Source organism: Fibrobacter sp. UWH1, from assembly GCF_002210365.1.
Lineage (GTDB): Bacteria > Fibrobacterota > Fibrobacteria > Fibrobacterales > Fibrobacteraceae > Fibrobacter.
In genome coordinates this window covers 12,313-32,610 of record NZ_MWQG01000004.1, presented here as the reverse complement: position 1 = coordinate 32,610, position 20,298 = coordinate 12,313, and the positions used below count along the sequence as shown (strand labels likewise).

At 51.1% G+C, this 20,298-nt stretch carries 15 protein-coding genes, 1 tRNA gene and 1 pseudogene; 9 read left to right on the top strand and 8 right to left on the bottom strand.

The window, feature by feature from the left end:
- Nucleotides 1–6: 6 nt before the first annotated feature.
- Both B7992_RS02865 and B7992_RS02860 read right to left on the bottom strand, forming a co-directional pair.
- Nucleotides 7–354, bottom strand: a complete 348-nt coding sequence (locus B7992_RS02865) for a helix-turn-helix domain-containing protein (protein WP_073234042.1) — start codon at nucleotides 352–354, stop codon at nucleotides 7–9.
- Between the two features lie 196 nt (nucleotides 355–550).
- Nucleotides 551–624: transfer RNA gene (locus tag B7992_RS02860), tRNA-Arg, on the bottom strand.
- Between the two features lie 210 nt (nucleotides 625–834).
- Here B7992_RS02860 and B7992_RS02855 point away from each other — a divergent pair.
- The gene (locus B7992_RS02855) at nucleotides 835–3,135 is read left to right on the top strand and encodes a penicillin-binding protein 1A (RefSeq protein WP_088665533.1); all 2,301 of its coding nucleotides are present in this window, start codon (nucleotides 835–837) and stop codon (nucleotides 3,133–3,135) included.
- 50 nt (nucleotides 3,136–3,185) lie between these two features.
- A complete protein-coding gene (locus B7992_RS02850) occupies nucleotides 3,186–5,786 on the top strand; it encodes an RND family transporter (RefSeq protein ID WP_073156751.1) in 2,601 nt (866 codons plus the stop codon).
- A 110-nt stretch (nucleotides 5,787–5,896) separates the two neighbouring features.
- On the opposite strand, the gene groL is transcribed toward B7992_RS02850, so the two are convergent.
- The 3 genes from groL to B7992_RS02835 form a co-directional block, all read right to left on the bottom strand.
- Nucleotides 5,897–7,528: a chaperonin GroEL gene (groL, locus tag B7992_RS02845; protein ID WP_088665532.1), complete on the bottom strand. Its 1,632-nt coding sequence runs from the start codon at nucleotides 7,526–7,528 to the stop codon at nucleotides 5,897–5,899.
- A gap of 108 nt (nucleotides 7,529–7,636) precedes the next feature.
- Nucleotides 7,637–7,918: a co-chaperone GroES gene (groES, locus tag B7992_RS02840; RefSeq protein ID WP_073156194.1), complete on the bottom strand. Its 282-nt coding sequence runs from the start codon at nucleotides 7,916–7,918 to the stop codon at nucleotides 7,637–7,639.
- Nucleotides 7,919–8,191: 273 nt separating this feature from the next.
- Complete coding sequence (locus tag B7992_RS02835) at nucleotides 8,192–9,244, bottom strand: hypothetical protein (RefSeq protein ID WP_073156196.1); 1,053 nt, start codon at nucleotides 9,242–9,244, stop codon at nucleotides 8,192–8,194.
- A gap of 148 nt (nucleotides 9,245–9,392) precedes the next feature.
- On the opposite strand from B7992_RS02835, the gene B7992_RS02830 reads away from it, so the two are divergent.
- Nucleotides 9,393–10,085, top strand: coding sequence for an OmpA family protein (locus B7992_RS02830; RefSeq protein WP_249269322.1), 693 nt, complete (start codon nucleotides 9,393–9,395; stop codon nucleotides 10,083–10,085).
- A 107-nt stretch (nucleotides 10,086–10,192) separates the two neighbouring features.
- Here the strand turns inward: B7992_RS02830 and B7992_RS02825 are convergent, their stop codons facing one another.
- A complete protein-coding gene (locus B7992_RS02825; RefSeq protein WP_073156200.1) occupies nucleotides 10,193–11,026 on the bottom strand; it encodes a S1 RNA-binding domain-containing protein in 834 nt (277 codons plus the stop codon).
- Between the two features lie 196 nt (nucleotides 11,027–11,222).
- On the opposite strand from B7992_RS02825, the pseudogene B7992_RS02820 reads away from it, so the two are divergent.
- Both B7992_RS02820 and B7992_RS02815 read left to right on the top strand, forming a co-directional pair.
- Nucleotides 11,223–11,588 (top strand): annotated as a pseudogene (locus tag B7992_RS02820) (DUF6434 domain-containing protein); the annotation flags it as partial.
- A gap of 231 nt (nucleotides 11,589–11,819) precedes the next feature.
- Nucleotides 11,820–12,620: an Rpn family recombination-promoting nuclease/putative transposase gene (locus B7992_RS02815; protein ID WP_088665531.1), complete on the top strand. Its 801-nt coding sequence runs from the start codon at nucleotides 11,820–11,822 to the stop codon at nucleotides 12,618–12,620.
- A 131-nt stretch (nucleotides 12,621–12,751) separates the two neighbouring features.
- On the opposite strand, the gene B7992_RS02810 is transcribed toward B7992_RS02815, so the two are convergent.
- Together B7992_RS02810 and B7992_RS02805 are read right to left on the bottom strand one after the other, a co-directional pair.
- A complete protein-coding gene (locus tag B7992_RS02810; protein WP_088665530.1) occupies nucleotides 12,752–13,699 on the bottom strand; it encodes a YeiH family protein in 948 nt (315 codons plus the stop codon).
- Between the two features lie 21 nt (nucleotides 13,700–13,720).
- A complete protein-coding gene (locus B7992_RS02805) occupies nucleotides 13,721–14,257 on the bottom strand; it encodes a DUF5662 family protein (protein WP_073156207.1) in 537 nt (178 codons plus the stop codon).
- Nucleotides 14,258–15,067: 810 nt separating this feature from the next.
- On the opposite strand from B7992_RS02805, the gene B7992_RS02800 reads away from it, so the two are divergent.
- From B7992_RS02800 to B7992_RS02785, 4 genes are all read left to right on the top strand, one after another.
- Nucleotides 15,068–16,060, top strand: a complete 993-nt coding sequence (locus B7992_RS02800; RefSeq protein ID WP_254793648.1) for a metallophosphoesterase — start codon at nucleotides 15,068–15,070, stop codon at nucleotides 16,058–16,060.
- Nucleotides 16,057–18,195 (top strand): cytochrome c biogenesis protein, encoded by a 2,139-nt coding sequence (locus B7992_RS02795; protein WP_088665529.1) that lies wholly within the window; start codon nucleotides 16,057–16,059, stop codon nucleotides 18,193–18,195. Before B7992_RS02800 ends, B7992_RS02795 begins: the two co-directional genes overlap by 4 nt.
- Nucleotides 18,196–18,314: 119 nt before the next feature.
- On the top strand, nucleotides 18,315–19,604 hold the full coding sequence (locus B7992_RS02790; protein ID WP_254794845.1) for a deoxyguanosinetriphosphate triphosphohydrolase: 1,290 nt from the start codon (nucleotides 18,315–18,317) through the stop codon (nucleotides 19,602–19,604).
- 9 nt (nucleotides 19,605–19,613) lie between these two features.
- Nucleotides 19,614–20,297, top strand: coding sequence for a pyrimidine 5'-nucleotidase (locus tag B7992_RS02785; protein ID WP_073234026.1), 684 nt, complete (start codon nucleotides 19,614–19,616; stop codon nucleotides 20,295–20,297).
- Nucleotide 20,298: the final 1 nt, after the last annotated feature.

The window sequence follows — 20,298 nt, the reverse complement described above, 5'->3', positions numbered from 1 at the left end:
CGTAGATTACGGCTGTGACTTGTGTCTGATGTTTTCGATGTAGTCGTTGCAACGGTTTGGCGAAGCAGCGATCTTGGCCGGTTCCGAAGCCCTGCATTTGTCTTCCATTTCGTAAAAATTGTACAGTTTGTCCACTTCCTGGAATAGTTCGGTCAGGGTCATTTTGCAGGCCGTGGCTAGGACGCTCATGGTGAAAATAGAGGGGGCTCTCTTGCCGCTTTCGACTTGGGAGATGAACTGGCGGGTAATATGGGATTTGAGGGCGAGTCCCAGCTGGGTTAGCCCTGTTTTTTGACGTTTGGCGAGAAAAATGTGCTGGATGACTTTCGATAAGATGATTTGCTTGTAGATCATTTTTCCTCCACGGCGTGGTATGGGTAATAATGTGTTCCTGTTTTTAACCTTGTATGTAAATTTAGAATAAAATTAAACGCGCCGTGCAAACAACTGTTTGCAAAATGAAGGACTGTTTGAAAAGTTTTTGAAACAAAATGCCTGGGGAGGTATAAAACGAAAAAAAAGCAGTAAGATTTCTCTTACTGCTTTTTTCTGCGGGTGCCAGGACTCGAACCTGGAGCCTTTTGGTTCGTAGCCAAACGCTCTATCCAGTTGGGCTACATCCGCGTTTTTGTTTTGTTGTTTGACTCTCGTCTTTCAACGCGCACAAAGATAGATTATTCACGATATTTGTCAAGGGTAATTCCTAAAAAAAATGATTTTTTTTGAAAAAAGTTTTTATGGGGGGCTTTAGACCCCTCTTTTCATGTTCCTTAAAGGTATGATGTTCTCGTATTAGCTATCTTTGTCCCAAAATTTTTAACCTTATATATTATAATGAATAAAGTTAAAGCTGTCCTAATGAATGTCCTTCAGATTTTGAAGGGCTGGTTCACCGATAAAAAGGTGCTGATTTGGCTCGGAATCCTGGCTTTGCCGGTGATTATCGCTTTTGTGACGGTTGTGGCGGTGTACAACCACTTTGCGCCGGAGCTGCCCTCCCTTTCTCAGCTGGAGCAGATCAATCCCAAGCTGGTCACGAAGATTAACGACATGAACGGCGAAATTGCCCACGAGTATTTCGTGGAACGTCGCGAATGGACTCCCTTCGACTCGATTCCGGAAGATGCGATCCATGCGGTGATGGCTACCGAAGACCGTGCCTTCTATGATCACTGGGGTATGAACGTGTGGGCGATTCCGTCTGCCATTCTGGAAAGTGCGACCTCGGGCAAGAAGCTCCGCGGTGCCTCTACCTTGACCCAGCAGCTGACCAAGCTTCTGTTCCTGACGCCGGAACGAACCATTTCCCGTAAGATCAAGGAAATGATGACCGCCATCCGCATCGAACAGACCTATACCAAGAAGGAAATTCTTGAATTCTACATGAATGAAGTTTACCTGTCTGGCGGTAACTATGGTTTCCAGGCTGCAGGCAAGTTCTACTTCGGTCGCCCCCTGGACAGTCTGACCATTCCTGAATATGCTGTTCTTGCCGGTATGCTCCAGCGTCCGGAAGCTTACCGCCCCGACCGTCATCCCAAGGCTTCACTGGAACGCCGCAACACGGTGCTCTATGCCATGCGCGATGCCGGCTACATCAATAATGATGATTATCATAAGTATATCGAAACTCCGATCACCCTGGCCAAGAAGGAAGTGAATAACGATGCCGGCCTGTACTTCTACGAAGAAATCCGTAAGTACATGGAAAAGAAGTATGGCGAAAACTCCCTCTATGCCGATGGTGTGACTATTAATAGTACCATCGACCCGGCCATCCAGGCTTATGCCGATAGCGTTGCCCGCGTGCAGGTGGAAAAGGTTCGCCGCCGCGTCAAGTACCGCACCACACGCCGTCTGCTCTTGACCAAGAAGTATGATATGCCCGAAGATAGCGTGGTGGCACACTTCGACAGCATTTATGCCGATTTCAAGAAGAATTATCTGGCTGCCGATACCGCTGCCGACTTGACCAAGCGCCGTTATCCGGATAGTATCCGCTATCATCATGCCGAAGTGGCCGCCATCCTTATCGAAAACGAGACGGGCGCAATCCGTGCCATGGTGGGTGGTAGCGACTGGAACGCCTCCCGCTGGAATCGTGCCGTACAGTCCTTGCGTCAGCCCGGTTCCTCTTTCAAGCCCATCGTCTATTCCACCGCAATGGATAACGGTGCAAGCCCCTGCGACTCCGTGAACGACCAGCCTGTGAGCATTCCCGACCCGGATGACAAGAACCCCAACAAGGTGTGGCGTCCGGCCAACTTCGAACATGACTTCGAAGGTATGATGACGCTCCGCCGCGCCCTGTACCGTTCCAAGAACCTGCCTGCTATTTTGACGGGTATGAAGTACGGCCTGAACAATGTGGTGAACTACGCCCGCAAGTTCGGTATCGTTCGCGCTCCGTTGATGGCTGTGCCTAGCTTGGCTCTGGGTTCCGTGGGTGCAACCCTGATGGAAATGACGTCTGCCTATACAGTGTTCCCCAATGGCGGTAACCGTATTGAACCTTACATGATCGAATCTATCGTGGACCGCAACGGCGAAGTGATCGAACGTAACTCCAAGGTGGAACACGAAGTGCTGCGCCCGGCTTCTGCCTACCTGATGGTGGACATTCTGAAGGACGTGAACATTCGCGGTACTGCCGCCCGTGTGTATGCCAACGGCTTTACCCATCCCAGTGGTGGTAAGACGGGTACCACAAACGATTACACGGACTGCTGGTATATCGGTTTCACGAAGCAGTACACCATGGGTGTCTGGGTTGGCTCCGATAATCCGGGTTCCCTGGGTGCAGGTCATACCGGTACTGAAGATGCCCTGCCTGTCTGGATTGCCGTGATGAAGGAACTGCATAAGGATCTGCCCCGCAAGCCCTTCCCGGTTCCCTCCGGCGTTGTAAGCAAGGGCGTTTGCAACCACACGGGTAAGGCTGCCGGTGAGTTCTGCTCCGAAAAGACCGTCTGCCTGTATACCGCTGGTTATGCTCCTACTGAAACTTGCGACGGTAACCACTTCGAAGTGAAGACCAAGTCTGCTGACGATGCCACCCTCTTTAGTAACAAGGGTGCGGCAAGCAGCCCGGCCACGTCCGCCGGTGGGGCTAAGAAAGCCCGCAAGATGTTCTAGGAAAAGTGTTTGAAAAGAAGAGGATAGGAGGTCTTCTGATGGATGGTAAAATGAATAAGAAATCGTTTACTGAAAAATTTTCTGGCTGGTATATCCCGCTGATTTGCAGAAACAAGTTCAAGGCTCTGGCCTTCTACCTGGTGTTGGCGGTACTCTGTGCCATTCCCATCCTGTTTAAGCCTGGTCTTAAGCTGGATGCGGACTTGTCCCACTTGCTGCCGGAAGATACGCCTAGCGTCAAGGCTTTGCAGGAATCCTTCAGCCGTTTCGGTAGTACGGACCGTTTCATGATTGCCATCCAGAGCGAAGACGTCGAACTCGTTGCCGCCCTGCAGGATTCTATCAGTGCATACATCCACAAGAACTGGACTGGCGATTTCGTCTCGACTCAGGTCGATAACGACAACCAGTTCTTCAAGGATAACGCCCTGCTTTACCTGCCTTCGAAGCATCTGGAACGCATCCGCGACAATCTTGAAGATCTGCAGCTGGAAATCGGCCGCAAGAATGGTCCTCTGGTGGTTGACCTGATGGATGGTCTGTCCGACAGTTCTGCCTCTGCCGAAAAGAAAGAACGTGTCTGGTTTGACGCCAACCTCCCGCAGGAACTGGGCCTCCCCGAAGAAGCGGTTAGCGCCTTTGATTCCTTCTTCAAGAAGAAGGCCAAGGATGATACCTTGCAGCAGGCAAAGTCTGGCGAAGAATGGAATCCCAAGGCTTTCTTGCCGGCTCATCTGAAAACTCGCCTGATCGGCACTCCTCCTCCGGAAGACTATGATGGCAAGATCCTCTTTAACGGTGTGGTGAACGCCAAACTGATCAAGCCTTCTACCGACTATGAATTCGTGACCCATATTCTGGCAAGCACCGATTCCCTGTTGAGCTACTTCGGTTCCAAGACTTACCCCGTGCCTACCCGTTTTACTGTTGAAGGTACTTACGAAGGTCTGAAGGAAGTGGATGAAGTGGCTAACGACAGTATCTTCTCCTTCGGCATTAGCCTTGTCCTGATCTTCATCTTGACCATGGTGTTCTTCCGCAGCGTGAAGGGCCCTGTGCTGGTGACTGCCTCTGTGCTGTACGCCTGCATTCCTACCCTGGCATTTACCGCCCTGCTGTACGGTAAGATGAACCCCTTTACCGTTTTTGTGGCTTCCATTATCTTGGGTATCGGTATTGACTACTCCATCCATATTTTGGGTACGGCACAAAAGCTGCTGAGCAAGAACGCCTCTTTGGAAGAAGTGCTGGAAATGGCCCAGCAGAAAATGATGAAGCCTTTCATTCTGGCAAGTTTCACCACCATCGCAGCCTTCCTGACCTTGCTTGCTGCACACTTCCGCGGCTTCTATGAATTCGGCGTGGTGGCTTCTTGCGGTGTGCTGTTCAGTATGCTGACCTCCTTGCTGGTGCTGCCTGTATTTATCAGATGCATGGGCGGTATTCCCGCTGCACCTAATAACAGTCTGCTTCCCAAGTCCTGGAGCGACAAGCAAGTCTTTAACTTCTTTAAGTATGCGGCCATTATCGGCTTCATTCTTGGTGGCATCTCCCTGTACTTTGCCCAGGATGTGGACTTCGAACACAACATGCGCAACCTGCGCCGCGTTTCTACCACGGTAAAGACTTCCAAGAACAAGATTTCTACCAAGGTGACCCGTGCCACCAACCGTGCCGTGACATCCACTCCGGCCGCCGTCATGGGTTCCAAGCCCGAACAGCTTGATATGCTGTACGATACCTTGATGGTCCGACTCCATGTGGAAAAGGATTCTACCCTGGGTAGCTTCCTGACCTTGAAGAGCTTTGTGCCGCCTATGGATTCCCAGAAGGCCCGCCTCGAAATCATCGAGGAAATTCGCGACCTGGCAGAAGCCCGTGTCTTTGACCGCGCCGAAGGCGAGGATTCCGCAAACATCGCTTCTCTCCGTCAGCTGGCCAAGGTCGAGGAATCCTTCACTCCCGAAGACGTTCCTAGCTGGACTCTGGACCTCCTCCGCGAAAAGGATGGCTCCTATGGCAAGATCGGCTTTATCTACGGTGACTTCCCCAGCTGGGATGCCCACGCCCTGCACCGCTTCCAGGAACGTTATGGCCACTGGAACTTCGACGGCGAAGACCTGCGCACCTTCTCTTCCCAGTTCATTCTCTCTGACGTGATTGAATCCGTGAAGCAGGACAGCTTCCGCCTGGCCCTGGCCATCATCCTGGTGATCTTCGGAACCTTGGCCGTGTCCTTCCGCAAGCCCAAGCTCTTCATTAGCGGCTGCATTTCCTTCGGCATGGGCACCTTGCTGACTCTGGGCGTACTTGGCGCCTTGACCCACTTCCTGGATTTCGGCAAGATCAGCATTTATAATGTGATCGTCATTCCCATGACCCTGGGTATCGGCATCGACGCCACCATCCACTTCATTACCTCTTGGATGTCCGACAAGAACATGACCCTCCGCCAGCTTATGGACAACACCGGCCGTAACGTGATGGCCAGCTCCATGACCACTATCGCCGGCTTCGTGGGCTTCCTCTTTACCACCCATCGCGGCCTGAAGGGCATCGGTGACCTGGCTTGCCTAGGCATCTTCATTTTCCTGATTACCAGCGTGGTATTCTCCATGTTCCTTTGCCAGGCATGGCTTAAGAAGAAGTAGCCAGAAAGAACGAAGCATACAGAAAAAGGGCTGCGGTTTTAAACCGCAGCCCTTTGTTCGTAAAGGGAAAAAATCCTAGATCGCGGGGGAGACCCCGCGAGAAGGCTTTATTACATCATGCCGCCCATGCCCATGGAAGGATCCATGGCAGGTGCTGCCGGCTTGGCTTCCTTCTTTTCGGTGATCACGCAGTCGGTGGTGAGAATCATGGAAGCGATGGAGGATGCGTTCTTGAGAGCGGTACGGGTAACCTTGGCCGGGTCGATGACGCCAGCCTTGATCAGGTCTTCGTAGGTGTCGGTCTTAGCGTTGTAGCCAAAGCCGTCCTTGCCTTCCTTAACCTTGTTTACAACGACGGAGCCTTCGCCACCAGCGTTTGCTACGATCTGACGGAGAGGTTCTTCGATAGCGCGCTTGATGATAGCGGCACCAGTCTTCTGGTCGTCGTTCACGAGCTTGAGGGCGTCGATAGCCTTGGCTGCGCGGATGAGAGCAACGCCACCACCCGGAACGATACCTTCTTCAACAGCGGCGCGGGTTGCGTGCATAGCATCGTCAACGCGGTCCTTCTTTTCCTTCATTTCAACTTCGGTAGCAGCACCGACCTTGATCACAGCAACGCCACCGGCCAGCTTAGCCAAGCGTTCCTGGAGCTTTTCGCGGTCGTAGTCGCTGGTGGTAGCTTCGATCTGCTTCTTGATCTGGGCGATACGGCCCTTGATGCTTGCAGCGTCGCCGGCACCTTCGACGATGGTGGTGTTGTCCTTGGTGATGGTGATGGACTTGGCCTGGCCGAGGACGGTCACCGGAGCGTCTTCCAGCTTAGCGCCGGTGTCTTCGGAAACCAGCATACCGCCGGTGAGGATGGCGATGTCTTCGAGCATAGCCTTACGACGGTCGCCAAAGCCCGGAGCCTTGACTGCAGCAACCTTCAGGGTGCCGCGCATCTTGTTCACAACGAGAGTTGCGAGAGCTTCGCCATCGACGTCTTCGGCGATGATGAGGAGAGACTTGCCCTGCTTTGCGACAAATTCCAGCATGGGGAGGAGATCCTTCATGGTGGAGATCTTCTTGTCGTAGAGGAGGATGTACGGAGTTTCGAGAGCCACTTCCATGCTGTCGGTGTTGGTGACGAAGTACGGAGAGAGGTAGCCGCGGTCGAACTGCATGCCTTCGACAACGTCGAGGATGGTTTCTGCAGTCTTGGATTCTTCGATGGTGATAACGCCGTCGTTACCGACCTTTTCCATGGCGTTTGCCAGGAGGTCGCCGATTTCCGGGTCGTTGTTGGCGGAAATGGTAGCAACCTGAGCGATGTGTTCCTTGCCGTTAATCTTCACAGCCATCTTGCCGATTTCTTCGATGACAGCGTCAACTGCAGCGTCCATACCGCGCTTGATGTCCATGGGGTTTGCGCCTGCGGCAACGTTCTTGAGGCCTTCGCGAGTGATTGCCTGAGCGAGAACGGTTGCGGTGGTGGTGCCGTCGCCAGCGGTGTCAGAAGTCTTGTTTGCTACTTCCTTGGCCATCTGTGCGCCCAGGTTTTCGTAAGCGTCTTCCAGTTCAACTTCCTTAGCGACGGAAACGCCGTCCTTGGTGACGTTGGGTGCGCCAAATGCCTTGGCGATCATGACGTTACGACCCTTGGGGCCGAGAGTAACCTTAACTGCGTTTGCCAGCTTATCGACGCCGTTCATGAGGGATTCACGGGCAGCCACATCAAACTTCAACTGTTTTGCCATTTTTCTTTTTCCTTATTTAAAAAGTGGTTAGTGGTTAGTGTTTAGTGGTTAGTGGGTGCGGGTCCTTCCTGCAAAAACTGATTACTGACCACTGTTTACTAATCACTCTTAAAGAGTAGCGAAGATGTCGGATTCCTTGATGATCAGGTAGTTTTCGCCTTCGACGGAGATTTCGGTGCCGCTGTACTTGCCGTAGATAACCACGTCGCCAACCTTGACTTCCATAGCAACGGTTTCGCCGTTTTCAGTCTTGCGGCCCGGGCCTACTGCCACGACCTTACCCTGCATGGGCTTTTCCTTGGCGTTATCCGGGATGAAGAGGCCGGAGGAGGTCTTCTGTTCGGCTTCAGCCGGCTTTACAACGATGCGATCTGCTAAAGGCTTGATCATTTTTCTGTCCTTTGTTGCGGGCTCCACGTTCGGGAAACCCTATTGTTTAAACTGTTGGCCTTGGGGGCCTATTTTTGTTTCGCCCAAATTTAGCAATTTTTGTGCCAATGCCGTAAATGGGGGCTGCAGCCCTTATATATGGAGTAAATGTTCACTTTTGAAACGAAAAGCTGTTTAATTCTGAAACAAAAAAGAGCCGGGGTACCGACTCCTTTTCGCCGCGATTCACGGCCTGCTTCGATTCACGGGTTGCCCGCGACTCTCGGCTTGTAATTACTTGATGGTGCTGGTCAGGCGGAATGCCAGGCCCACGTCGCTCACTTCGTCTTCGCTGTAGACGCTGAACTGGAGCTTGGACTTGCCGATGTTCTTCACGAGAGCCACGGTCCATGCCAGGTCATCCATCTTGTTGTCCTTGGCGAAGTGGATCTTTTCTTCGCGGTCCTTGATGTATTCCATTTCGAACATCAGGTTGCTGAGGATGCCGAAGGTGGGAATTTCAACGCCGGCGTAGAAGGGCTGGACGTAGTCACCCTGGGTGAAGTACTTGGATTCCGGAGCGATGTAGTTTTCGACGGCGGTATTGATGTCCTGGTCTTCGGTGTAGAGGCAGGCGTATTCACCGTAGAGGCGGAGGTTGGGTGCGAAGGTGTAGCTGGCGTATGCTGCAACACGGTGGGTGATGGCGGCGGTGTTCTGGACCACGTCGATGAGGTTAGAACGGTAAGCGACCTTCATTTCAAGGGGGAAGGTGAACTTCATGTCGTCTTCGACACGGATGTAGCCCTGGTTGGCGGTGCCGTTCTTGGTGGCGACCATGGCGTTCAACTGGTTCAGGCCGTGCTTCCAGCCCAGTTCAACAGCGTTGTGGCTGTAATCGCGCATCCAGAGGCCGCGCTTGGTCAGGTCCTTGTCGATATAGGTACCGAAGTTGGTGGACTGAGACCAGTCAGTCTTCCAGCGACCGATCTTCAGGTTGACGTTGTCGTTGGCGGTGGGAGCCCACTTGTAGTTTACCCAGTAGAGGTCTGCCAGGATCTTGTCGTAGTTGGAGGCCTTTTCGCCGTTGGAGAGCTTGTTGCCGAATTCCGGAGCGAAGATGCGGAGCATGATCAAACCGTCAAGGCTTTCGCTCTTGTACTGGCCGCCGATGTTGGCGCGGATCCAGCCGGAGCTGAAGTTGTTGTCTTCGTCGGCGATGGACTTGGTGACCTGGGTCTGGACGTTGCCCTTGAGGCTCATGTTGTCGGTGGCGTCGGCGGCGAATGCTGCGGTGCTTGCGGCAAGGCTCATGACGAGGGCTGCTGCGATCTTGTTGAACTTCATAAGAACTCCTATAATAAGGCGAAAAATTTTCGATGGTAAAATTAGCTTTTACAATAACATTTGCAAGGGTTCAAGCCTAGTTCTTGCCTCAAGAATTAATTAAATTTGGGTCGCAAAATGGAATTGCATACATTTAAAGGGATGTGCTATGAATAGGAAGTTTTTTGCTCTTGCGATGTCCGTTCTGGTTGGCTTTGGTGCCGCTCTTGCCAGGGACCTTGTTCCCAACAAGACTCACGCTGTCTTGAACGTGACCTACACCAATTACGACGATGTTCCCCAGTCTCACAAGAAGCTGACTTTCGTCGGTCAGAACAATCCCAAGAACAAGCTTGTCATTACCACTGACCAGTATGGCGAAGCCAGCTTCCACATTCCCCGCGAAGAAACTTACACCATCCTTTGTGAAAGTTTGACCGGCCCCTTCGAATGCGGTAATACCCCTTATGTTTCCAAGACCGCAAGCTCCGGCGGCATCACCGTTACCTTCGACGATACCCGTGCCGAACTGACTGGCGTCACCTTCAAGGCTGGCAGTGCCGAACTGGTGCCCACATCTCTCAAGACTCTGGACGCAGCCATTGCAGGCCTGAAGCGCAACCCCAAGGCCCTCGTGGAAATCCAGGGCCATACCAGTTCCGAAGGCAGCGACGAACTGAACGATCGCCTGAGCCAGGAACGCGCCTACAGCGTCAAGGATTACATGGTGAGCAAGGGTATTTCCGAAGGTCGCCTCAAGGCTAACGGTTATGGTTCCAGCCAGCCCAAGGCCGACAACTCCACCGAAGCAGGTCGCAAGGCCAACCGCCGTATCGAACTGGTGGTTCTTTCGGAAGAATAATTTCCAAGAATTATTTTTGACTTCGGGTCAGAACGTCTAGCTATAAAAAAAGGACTTCCTTATGGGAAGTCCTTCGTCTTTTTATAAGCTGTTTTATAGACTGCTTTTTAAACCAGGCTGATTCCGTCTTCGCTGATGTAAATCTTGCCATCGCGGAAGAGGGTGCCCAGAAGCTTCTTGAAAGTCTTCTTGGACATGCCGAATTCCTGGCGGATCACTTCGGGGTCGGTGTGGTCGCCGTAGGGGAGGCTGCCGCCCGCTTCTTCAAGCTTGCGGAGGATGGCTGCCGGGCTGTCGCTCTTCATAAGGCCCTTGTAGCCGATGGGGGAAAGGTTCAAGGTGATCTTTCCGTCGGCGGTAAAGCGCTGGATAAAGCCGGGCATGGTGTCGCCGATGTAGATACGTTCCATGCCGGGAGTGAGCATGAGGCGGCCGGTGTAGCGGTAATCCACCAGGAAGTCTACGTGGTCCTTGGTGACTTCGTAGGCGGCCAGCTGGACGCGCTGACCCACATGAAGTTCGCTGGTGTCCGGATCCAGGAAGCTCTTGATTTTTTCGGTGGCCACGATTCGGTTACTCTTGTCGTCAACAAGAATGAACACCACGCAACGGTCGCCACGCTGCAGTTCGCCCAGCTGCTGCTTGAAGGGGAGGAACAGGTCCTTGTTCAGACCCCAGTCCAGGAAGGCGCCGAAACGGTTTACGTCCTTGACGTCAAGCACGGCGAATTCACCTACCTGGGCGTAGGGCTTTTCCAAAGTGGCGATGGGGCGGTCTTCACTGTCGGTGTACACGAACACGTCCAGGATTTCGCCTTCTTCAAGAGTGAATTTTTCGCGGTTGCCGGGGAGCAGCACGCGGTCGCCGCTTTCCAGTTCCAGGTAGTAGCCCTGGGGGGTAATTTCTTCTACGCGGGCACGGTTATATCTTCCGAGATCCATAAAAAAGCCTTTCCGTTCAGTTTTATTTGTTGCAACTGTGATATTTTACAGCCGACTTCTACAAAATATAGTATATTTGGCGCCCCCTTCCTAGATGAGGTGGGGGAGTGTTAGGTGGTAAAAACAAATGGAACTTAGAATAGCTCAAGAAAGAATGTCGGCGCAGAATCGTGTGCGCACCGCAAAGCCTGCGGTGGAAACCATCGGCCTGCAGACTTTTATCGAAGACGATTTTGTCTGCTCCGAAAAGCATCGCGCCTTTTTCAAGATGCATATTGGCAAGGCATTCTCTTTCAACGTGCAGTTCCAGAACTGGCTGAAGTCCAATGCGGGCCGCACCTACCAGGAAGCCATCTGCGCCTACGAACGCATCCTGAAAGAAAAGAAAGATCACAAGTCTCCTGTAGGAAACCTGCAGGAATACAACGCCTACATCCGCGACTTCTTTGCCGACAACAAGGGCCGTTCCCTGGAAGATGCCGTCTGTTGCTGGAAATACAAGAAGTCTTTAATCGGACATAACCGTTACGAAAAGACGGACCTGGTGGCGCTAAAAAAGTAAATCCGACGGATATACCCAGCTTGGAAAACTTTGTCTTCGTCTCTTTGAATTTTTCACTAAAGACTTCTCCCAAGAGCATCATGCGTTTAATTCATAAATCATGACTCTCCAATCATAGGAAATCGCATTCTTCAGATAATTCAGGTAAACAAAATTTTTCTACAAAAAACTGAGTCATCAGGAATTTTCCTGCGTGTTAATAGTATGCAGAACTTTTAACGTGGAGGAAAAATGGACTGCAAAAAGAAGAAATACAAGCCTCTAGAAGAACTCACCATTCGCGACAATTTCATGTTTGTGAAAGTTTTCAGCGACGAGGCGATTGCAAAGCCTTTCCTAAAGGCTCTTCTGAAAATTGAGATCGAGCGCGTAAGTGTCGTCGGCGAGGCCCACCAGCAGGCCGACCCGAACAAGAAATACATCCGCTTCGACGTTTTGGTCAAGGAGGAGTGCAATGGAATTGGTCGCACTTTCGATCTGGAGATGCAGATGGTCGATACCAAGGAATTGCCGTTGAGAGCTCGATACTACCAGGGAATTAGCGATACTGAAACCATGGGAAACACTCACAAGTACAAGGAACTCAAGGAACAATACATTATTTTTCTGTGCCCTACGGACATCTTCGGACAGGAACGTCCCATCTACGAATTCGAAAATCGTGAGAAGAACGATCCTAGCTTGACTTTGGGCGATCTCACCTACAAATATTATTGTAATTTTAGCAGGTACGGCGCTGTAACCGATGAATCCGTTCGCGACTACCTCAAGTATTTCGCAACCGACGAAGCCTCATCTGCAGCAACGAAAGCCATCAGCGACAAGGTGGATTTCTACCACAAGGACCCTAAGACAAGGAGCGACTACATGACGTTTAAAGACATGCTTGAAGACGAACGTGAAGAGGGCCGTGAAGAGGGCCGTGCCGAGGCCTGCAAGGAACTTGCCAAGGGCTTTCGTGATGCGGGAATTTCATTAGAAGTTATCGCCAAACAAACAGGCCTTACCCCCGAAGAGATAAAAGCCCTGTAATATAAATTCTTAAAAAGCGTAAAAGGTCGCACCAATAATGGCGCGACCCTTTGTTTTAAATTATTTTAAGAAAAATTTTCGCTTTACCCATCTAAACTCTCTTTAAAATCAAGAGGAATGGTTTCTGAAAATTAGAATCCCTTGATTACCAGAAGGCTTCCGATGCCGATGGCGAGCCACAGGATCACGCCCTGGATAAAGGGCTTGGGACCGCACTTCTGGAGAGCAGCCTTGGAGAGGCCTGTACCAATAAGGAACAAAGTAACGGCAAAGCCACGCTTGGCGATGGCGACGATGGTGGTGCCGACTGCTGCAGGAACGCCGATGGCCGAGAACAGGTAGGTGTTAATGACCATGGCGATGGCGAACAGGAAGATGAACCAGGGGACCACATCCAACTTGCCCTTGCCGGCGTTCTTGCGGAAGAACAGCATGGTAACAAGAGCCAGGGGCAAAATCCAGAGAGCGCGGGTGCACTTGACCATGGCGGCCACCTGCAGGGATTCGTCGCTGTAGGCTGCTGCTGCACCCACCACGGAACTGGTGTCATGGATAGCGATGGCAGCCCATTCGCCGAACTGCTGGTTATCGAGACCGAAGAAATGGCCCAGGGGAGGGAAGATGAGGAGTGCCAAGGCATTCAGCACGAAGATGGTGCCCAGGGACATGCTCATCTGCTTGTCGTCGGCGTCTACAACGGGAGCGACTGCCGCGATGGCGGAACCACCGCAAATAGCGGTACCGCTGCTGACCAGGTAAGAAGTCTTGGAATCCACCTTGATGATCTTGCCTACGACAAAACCCAGAACCATGACGGTGGCTACAGAGATGATGGTGAACATCATGCCGTCCTTACCGCTGGCGAGAGCCGCCTGCAGGTTCATGCCGAAGCCCAGGCCAACCACGCAACCCTGAAGCAGATACTTCTGGGTCTTCTTGGCGAACTTGGGGAAGGCTGGACCGCCAAAAACAAAGGCGTAGACGATACCTGCCATGAGGGCCATCCAGGATGCTACGCAGGGGCAGCAGGCTGCAAGAATTAATGCGACAAAGGCGATTTTTGCGATTTTTTCTTTCATGTTTTCCTCTTGATGGATTCGTTAATCCGTAGGGAGTACTCTGTTTTTTCTAATAAAAGCCAGTGTTTCTTTTTCGCCCTTTTCCGCAAGCATGGTCAAGAGGTACAGAAGTTTCTTGTAGGTGTTCTCTTCCATCTTTTCGCGGGCAGTACTCTTGGTCAAGTACATCAGGGGTGCGGTGCGGTCGTAATCCTTGCCGCCGTAGGTCTTGGAGGCGGCCACGCGGTCGCAGAACATTTCCTTGATGTAACGGTCGGGCATGGGCATGGGCACGATTTTCTTCGTTGCCATTTCGTAGTCGTACCAGAATTCAAAATGATGCTTGTTTCTGCCCTTGTGATGCATCCAGGCCAGGCTGTAACCTGTATCCCGACGCTCTCCATTGTTAGGCGATTCCTTTCCGGTATAATATTTGCAACCGGGAATGAATTCCGTGGGGCTGTACTTGGAAAGATCGTGGAAAAGCCCCTGGAAACCGATACCCGCCTTGAAGCAGAGGCGAATCACTTCGTTCCTGTGCCTTGTGATGGTAATGAAATGTCGGATAGGGTGAAACATGAACGCAAATTTAGAAAAGAGAGGGGAATTAGTGAATAGTGGACAGTGAATGGTGAAGAGTGTGGCGTCATTCTGAGCGGAGTGCGAAGCACGGAGTCGAAGAATCCAGGGACTTAGATATGAATTATGAGATATGAACTACGAATTATAAAGTTAGGCGCCTCCGGCGCGATTATGATAACTCATATCTGGTATCTGATAACTCGTATCTGCTTTCTAGCCATGAACACATGGGTATGTATCAGTGCAATAGTGGATTCAACCCATGAAAACATGGCAATGTATAAGATGAAATGCGAATCCGTAGAACTTTTACATGGGTATGTATCAGTGCAATAGTGGGCTCAACCCATGAAAACATGGCAATGCATAAGTGCAATAGTGAATTTGCAGAACTTTTACATGGCAATGTATAGGATGAAATGCAGATTTGCAGAACTTTTACATGGGAATATATCTGTGCAATAGCACATCAAAAGGGGGAAACACCGGGTATGTTTCAAAGCAATAGTCAAAACGTTCTTCTCTCGCTGGTCTACAATCCGAGCATGGGGTCGAGATAACGGGCGCCGAAGTAGTCCATAGATCCAATCATAGGAGATTTCAGGGACTTGGAACGGTCCTCGATGAGATTTCCCTCGGAATCGTAGACAAAGGTGCCAGGGGCGAACGCGGCTCGGTATACCAACTTCGATTACGAAGCCAAATCAGTTCGTTGTGGCAAGGACTAAAATATAATCCGACATTCAAAACAAGGAGCCAGACGGGAAATCCCGCTGGCTCTTTTCTCAAAACTTTTATATTTGTCTTGTGACTTGTAAGAATTCCATCGATTTCATTGGTGATATCCACGGGCATTGTGAGTGTCTGAAGGCCTTGCTGAAAAAGCTGGGCTATGTGGAGTCTGCGGGTGCGTTCCGTTACCCGGGCAATGAACGTATGGTGGTGTTCCTTGGGGATTATGTGGATCGCGGCCCAAATGTGCGTTCCACGCTGAATTTGGTGCGGGCCATGCGGGATGCGGGTTCTGCCATTGCCCTTATGGGGAACCATGAATTCAACATGCTCAGTTTTTGGCAGAAGAACGAAGGGCCCCGCTACCTGAAAAAGGTGGGGCAGAATTATCTTCGTGAGCATACCTTCAACAAGGTGGCGGTTCATTCCAGGACGGTGACGGATTTTGTGGGGCGCAAGGATGAATTCAAGGAGATGAAGGAATTCGCCAAGACCTTGCCCTTCTACCTGGAAACGGAAAGTTTCAGGGCTCAGCACGCCAGTTTTCATCCGCGGGCTGTTGAGCTGCTGAAGGCTGCGGGCATCCATTGCTTTGCCGACGGAAATTTTGACGAATTGATTTTCCGTGCCAATGATGAAGACAATGAATATGGGGATTCCCTTTTCTGGCCTATCGATATGCTGTTGAAGGGACCGGAAATGGAACTGCCTAACCGTCAGTTCTTCTTTGATGGTGAAAATGTTAAGCGTTACAGGACCCGCTTGCGTTGGTGGGTGGACCCTGCTAAGGCCTCTTTGCAGGAATTGAGTTTACAGCCGGGTGTGACCATGCCCGAGGGTTGTGACGTAAAACCGGAAATTCGTTCTCGCGGCTTTTATGGGGAGGACGAACGCCCTGTGTTCTTTGGACATTATTGGCTGACGGGTGAACCCCGCCTGATTCGTCACAACGTTTGCTGCCTGGACTTTAGTATCGCAGGGCACCTTGGAAATGGTCGGCTGGCCTGCTACCGCTTCGACGGGGAACAAAAGCTGGACGAATCTAAATTCGTGTGGGTCGGACGATGACCCGCGTCTCCACCGCTTTAAGGAAATTTGCATCCCTGAAGGTAACCTGCGTTTTGCTGGTGGCCTTCCTGTTGCTGACCTTCTGGGGTACCCTGGGGCAGGCCGCTGCAGGGAACGAAGGGGCTGCCATTGCGGCGGACCGATTCTTTGGAAGTTATTTCCTGTGGGTGCTTGGGGTGGTGCCGCTGCCTGCGTTTAAGTCGCTGGCCGTTGTGAGTGCGTTGCACCTGATTGCCTCCATGATGTACCGCATGCCGCGAATTTTCTCTCGGGTGGACTCGGGCAGGCTTGTTCCCTCAGGTTGGCGTAACCTAGGGCTTTATGGGATGCACATTGCCCTGCTGGTTCTTTTGGTGGGAAGCCTTGTGGGTTCTGAGTTCCGCCAGGAATACAATGGTTTTCGCGCTGCTGAATCCTCAAAGCCCATTACATTCTACACTGTTGACGATAGCTTGAATACAAGTGCGGTGGAGGTAGGGGAGGGCTATCCCTATTTTACGTTCTACAAGGGCCAGGTGGATATGTTCGGCATGAAGGTGGATCTTTATACCGCTACCTATGATCCCTTCAAATTTGTGCCGTACGTGTTCATGATTTTGTTCTTGCTCAGTGCGGCGTTTCATTATGCTGTTAAGGTGCGGGCTGGGTCTGCTGCAAATAAAAAGAACTTTATAAGTGTGATTGCCTTGGTTTTTGCAGGCCTGTTTTTTACGCCTTCTGCAAATGCAACAACCCTTTTTCCTCCTGCTATTCCAGATTCTATTGCGGAAAAACTGCCTTGGAATCCTGAAGACCCTGTAATGGTCAATGGGGTTGTGCGCCCCTTTGACTCCTTTGCTCGCGGGATTGTCAACGATCTTTATGGCAAGGTTACTTTTAAGTACTGCGTAGAGGATGACTGCGATGATGAAGATGCGGTTTATATGGTTGGACTTATTTATGTGCGTGCCTCTGAAGAAAAAGAACTTTTTAAGGTTCTTCGCAGCGATGTGTTGCAGGCGCTTCATCTGCCTGAAAATAAACGTTATGTCAGCTACAATGATTTGAATGCCTCCCGTTCTCAACTGGAAATTTATGCAAGCCGCAATGATGATCATCCTGCCACATTGGAAATGAAGCGTTTGCTTGCCAACGTGCAACTTTTTGAAGCCATCCAGCGTGGCGACTTTAAGAAAGCCGAGGCAACTCCCGAACAAATGAAAACCTTTAAGGCGGAAGTTTTCTACAACCACGCCAACTTTGCCTTGATCGCGTTCATCCTAGCTTTCATCGGTTGTGTCTTGGCTGCAGTCAATTCCCTTTTCAAAAAGCGCGCCCTTGATATTGCGGCGAATTCTGCGGCTGCTGCTGTAGCTGCGACTCTCGCCATTGCTTTTGCTTTGCGTCTTTACATAACCAACCGTCCGCCTCTTTCTAGTTTGTATGAAATTGTGCTGTTGGTGGCCTTGCTTTTGGAAGCCTTTGAATTTGGTGCGTTCATTTTTTGCAAAAAGCGAACGTTCTCCCTAATTATTCCCGTGACCTTGATGGCTGCGGTTCTGCTGTTCTTCGCTAAGTTTATCTTGGAACCGGGCGATTTGTTCCAGCCCATTCCTGCTGTTTTGAATTCCGGTGTGTTCCTAACCCTTCACGTTTTTACCATTGCATTGGGCTTTGCGGGAATGATTCTTTCTGGCGTTGTAGCCCATGTGGCGCTGCTCCGCCAGACTCGATATCCTGAGGCTACAGAAAAAATCCAGAACATTTCCAAACTGCTTTTCGGTACCTTGGTTTTCGGTGCAGGATTCTCCATTTTGGGAACCTTGCTTGGTGGCGTGTGGGCGGATTATGCCTGGGGGCGTTTTTGGGGTTTTGACCCTAAGGAATGCGGAGCCCTTTTTGTTTGCCTGTGGGCCATGCTGACCTTGCATCTTCGTGGCGGTCGCCTTGTTGGCGAACGGACCTTCGCTCTGTTGAATAGCTTTAATGTGATTATCACATTCCTTTGCTGGTTTGGCATTAACTTGCTGGGTGTTGGGCTTCATAGTTATGGCTTCCAAAGCGGAACGGTCATGTGGCTTTTGATCTTTATTCTAGCTGATCTTGGTGTGATTTTTTATTTGAATAGTCATAACCGGGGAACTTTAAAATTATGATTTATGAATTACGAATTACGAAATGGAAAATCTCGACGTAGCCGACTAATTTACTCTCGTACATCATAATTCGTACTTCGTAATTTTCTAAATTGTATTCCATGCTACAATGGGATACTTTGCTTTCTGCTACGCGTTATGGGCACCCTGCTGATCAGGACCCGAACCGTTCTGATTTTCACCGCGATTATGACCGCATTGTTTTTTCTACGGCATTTAGGCGGTTGGGCCGCAAGACCCAGGTGCATCCTTTTTCTGTAAATGACCATGTTCACAGCCGACTGACCCACAGTATCGAAGTCAGTAGCGTTGGCCGTAGCCTGGCCATTACAGTTTATCACCTGATCAAGAAGTACCTGCCCAAGTACATTAACGAATACCAGTTCGGTACCATTGTACAGTCTGCTTGTCTTGCCCACGATATTGGCAACCCTCCCTTTGGTCACGCCGGTGAAGCCGCCATCCGCGAATGGTTCCGCAAGAACCGCCATTCCCCGGCCATGCAGGATTTGAAACCCGACGAAATCGCCGACTTCGAAAACTTCGACGGTAATGCCCAGGGCCACCGCATTTTGAGCAAGCTGGAATACCACTTCCTTGATGGTGGTATGCGCCTGACTTATGCGACTATTGGAGCCATGATCAAGTATCCCCAGTTGGCCAAGTTTGGAACTCCCACCAGCCTTTTCTCTACCGAGGCGGATCTTTACCGCATGACGGCCTACACCTTGGGCCTCCCGGAACTGGAAACGGGCAAGTGGGTCCGTCATCCGCTTGTTTACCTGATGGAAGCGGCCGACGATATCTGCTACAGTATTTTGGACGTGGAAGACGCCATTGAACTTGGCATTTTGACTTTCGGTGACGTCAGGGGAATGTTCAGCTACCTGTGTGGACCGGACGTAGATATTGACCGCGAATATCAGGAAAACGGCCAGAACTTCCGTGACTTCCTCAGCAGTATCCGCGGCCTGGCCATCCAGAATCTGATTGATGATGTGGCTGTGACTTTCGTAAAGCATTACGAAGAAATCATGAATGGCGAACCGGTAAAACATCTGACGGACCTGTCTAAGTCCGAGGTGATGGACGGCATCAAGATTGCCAAGCGCCTGGGCGTAGAACGAATTTATCCCGACCGCCGCAAGACGGAACTGGAAGTGGGTAGCTATACCACCCTGAGTACCGTATTGGACGCCTTCATCAATGGTGTTTATGACTTCCGCAAGAACGGTAAGAATTCCTACCGCGCAGACCGAATTGTACGTCTGATCGGCCAGGCGAAAATCGGCCAGAGCGTAACGGCCGCCGAAGCCTACCACCAGGTGCTGGATTTTGTCAGCGGAATGACCGATAATTATGCAACCTACTTGGCACGCCAGATTGGCGGCTTGGCCATGGGTTACTAAGAGTGTGTTATGATTTGGCTATTTGACTATGACCTTACCATTTATGGTGCCGATGAACATAATGTCATCGATTCCCTGGACCATCGCATTTCGTTGATGGTGCAGAAGGCAACCGGTACTGACTTTGAAACGGCTCACCAGATCCGTAAGGATTACCTGAAGCGTTTTGGTACCACATTGGCGGGCCTCCAGGCTATGCACGGTGTGGATCCGGAAACCTTTTTCGATTTCATTCATGAACCGGAATATCTGACTTACCCCAAGCATTCTCCGGCAAAGGCGAACCTGATTATGGGGCTTGCCGGACACCGTTTCGTGTTTACCAATGGCCGCAGGGACTGGAGCGAAGCGGGCATGGAACATATGGGTGTGCGTCAGTGCTTCGAGGATGTTTTCGACCTGAAGCAGATGGACTGGATTGGAAAGCCCCACGACAGCGCCTACGAAAAGGCGGAACGCTGGTTGGCCAAGAAGGTCCCCGAGATGTTCTTTGCCAACGGCACTCCGGCGGATCCTTCCCAGATTGTACTGCTGGACGATTCTGTCCGCAATCTGGAACCTGCCCATCGTCGCGGCTGGACCACCATTCTGGTGAACCCAGTTCCCGACGTGCCTAGCTGGGTGAACTTCTATATTCCCTCCCTTTTGCATTTGACAAGTATCTTGCCGGAATTGGCAAAGAGAATGAAGTAAT

What these genes read in the sequence shown, in the direction of transcription:
- B7992_RS02850 (WP_073156751.1), top strand. Translation starts at nt 3,186, where the DNA reads ATGAATAAGAAATCGTTTACTGAAAAATTTTCTGGCTGGTATATCCCG.
- B7992_RS02855 (WP_088665533.1), top strand. Translation starts at nt 835, where the DNA reads ATGAATAAAGTTAAAGCTGTCCTAATGAATGTCCTTCAGATTTTGAAG.
- groES (WP_073156194.1), bottom strand. Translation starts at nt 7,918, where the DNA reads ATGATCAAGCCTTTAGCAGATCGCATCGTTGTAAAGCCGGCTGAAGCC.
- B7992_RS02825 (WP_073156200.1), bottom strand. Translation starts at nt 11,026, where the DNA reads ATGGATCTCGGAAGATATAACCGTGCCCGCGTAGAAGAAATTACCCCC.
- B7992_RS02865 (WP_073234042.1), bottom strand. Translation starts at nt 354, where the DNA reads ATGATCTACAAGCAAATCATCTTATCGAAAGTCATCCAGCACATTTTT.
- groL (WP_088665532.1), bottom strand. Translation starts at nt 7,528, where the DNA reads ATGGCAAAACAGTTGAAGTTTGATGTGGCTGCCCGTGAATCCCTCATG.
- B7992_RS02795 (WP_088665529.1), top strand. Translation starts at nt 16,057, where the DNA reads ATGACCCGCGTCTCCACCGCTTTAAGGAAATTTGCATCCCTGAAGGTA.
- B7992_RS02830 (WP_249269322.1), top strand. Translation starts at nt 9,393, where the DNA reads ATGAATAGGAAGTTTTTTGCTCTTGCGATGTCCGTTCTGGTTGGCTTT.
- B7992_RS02815 (WP_088665531.1), top strand. Translation starts at nt 11,820, where the DNA reads ATGGACTGCAAAAAGAAGAAATACAAGCCTCTAGAAGAACTCACCATT.
- B7992_RS02785 (WP_073234026.1), top strand. Translation starts at nt 19,614, where the DNA reads ATGATTTGGCTATTTGACTATGACCTTACCATTTATGGTGCCGATGAA.
- B7992_RS02835 (WP_073156196.1), bottom strand. Translation starts at nt 9,244, where the DNA reads ATGAAGTTCAACAAGATCGCAGCAGCCCTCGTCATGAGCCTTGCCGCA.
- B7992_RS02810 (WP_088665530.1), bottom strand. Translation starts at nt 13,699, where the DNA reads ATGAAAGAAAAAATCGCAAAAATCGCCTTTGTCGCATTAATTCTTGCA.
- B7992_RS02805 (WP_073156207.1), bottom strand. Translation starts at nt 14,257, where the DNA reads ATGTTTCACCCTATCCGACATTTCATTACCATCACAAGGCACAGGAAC.